General features: G+C 35.7%; 1 protein-coding gene. It reads right to left on the bottom strand.

All coding sequences use genetic code 11. From position 1 onward, the window contains the following. Positions 1–308: 308 nt before the first annotated feature. Entirely contained in the window at positions 309–857 is a 549-nt protein-coding gene (locus ESY88_RS20630; RefSeq protein ID WP_147088593.1) for a hypothetical protein, read from the bottom strand. Positions 858–1,449: the final 592 nt, after the last annotated feature.

Below are 1,449 nucleotides of genomic sequence, written 5' to 3' on the forward strand. Positions count from 1 at the left end.
AATCTTATTAGAAACTCTTTTTATTTAACTCGGTTTTCTGTGAATTGTTTTTCAGATAGCGATTCCATAAACCTGCTAAAAAGTCCGCAGAGATTGGTTTCCGCATGATGTCACGAATTAGCTCTTAAAAAGTCTGGATTATGAATTTACTTGCTAATTCTGCTATTTTAGCCAACGCTCTTGAGTATGATTAGTTGCGTGTCTCAAGCGCTAATGTAGCAAATAAAAACGAACTTGGGCATCCACGAGGATTTTCGGAAGGAGAACAGGCCTAGCAATTAATCATACGCGATGTTGGCAACTGTGTTTTATTTTATTATTTCAATTCCTTTAGTCACATCTGTGAAAAATGATTCCAATTCCGATTTGCTTTTTTCAATCTGTTCAGATTCTGTGATTTCCGTTTTGTTTATATCAAATAGTTTTATTCTTGAATCAGAATACGTCAAATAGCGAATTATAGAATCCGTTTTATAATTTTCTACATAATAAGGTTTGTCATATTCGTATTTCAATTGCTTAACAAACTTGAATTTCATATTTCCTTCTTTTTCTGTCCAAAATGTGTAATTCAGTTTTCCAGTTTCACCGTACAACCAAAAATCCAAAACAACATAATCGAAGTTTTTATTGTGGAATACTGTTAATTCGCCACCATCAGCAGAATGGTCGTTAAGTTCAAATTTGTCTATTCTAAATTCTGCTTTATTTTGCTCAAAGTCCTGAACTAATTCAAAGTCTTTAAGTTTAGAAGCGGTTTTTTCAACTTCTACTATTTCCGCTTTCTTTTCAGATTTCTGCTTTTCTCCGCAAGAGTAAAGTCCGATAATTAGAAAAATGATTAATACTTTGTTCATAGGTTCTTGGACATTGTTGCCAACGCTCTTGAGTATGATTAGTTGCGTGTCTCAAGCGCTAATTTAGCAAATAAAAACGAACTTGGGCATCCACGAGGATTTTCGGAAGAAGAACAGGCCAAGCAATTAATTATACGCGATGTTGTGAAAAGTGGCCTGGAATTATTGTGTTTTGTTGTTGCTTTCCCTGAGATAGTGGGATTGAGTGAGTTCCGCCGTTCCCAAAATCCGCGAACTTTGTGATTCCGCCCGAGTGTAAAATTCCGTGTGAGTGAGCAATTTCGCAAGACGATTTTATTCAGAGTGAATTTGATCAATTCAAGGTTCCGTAAACTTTTCTGATTTTGTAATTCCGTTTTTCATTTATGGGACTGGTTAGAAATCGAAAAAAATTCCGCGACCGTAAAAAGGAAAACTTTTTTGAATTCCGCTTTTCTGGTTCTGAGTGAATTCCGCCATTTTTTACAACGCTCTTGAGTATGATTAGTTGCGGGTCTCAAGCGCTAATTTAGCAAATAAAAACGAACTTGGGCATCCCACGAGGATTTTCGGAAGAAGAACAAGCCAAGCAATTAATTATACGCGATGTTGT

The organism is Subsaximicrobium wynnwilliamsii, assembly GCF_007997225.1.
Classification (GTDB): Bacteria; Bacteroidota; Bacteroidia; order Flavobacteriales; family Flavobacteriaceae; genus Psychroserpens; species Psychroserpens wynnwilliamsii.

Excerpts from the sequence above, each read along its gene's own strand:
- ESY88_RS20630 (WP_147088593.1), bottom strand. The coding sequence starts at position 857 with ATGAACAAAGTATTAATCATTTTTCTAATTATCGGACTTTACTCTTGC.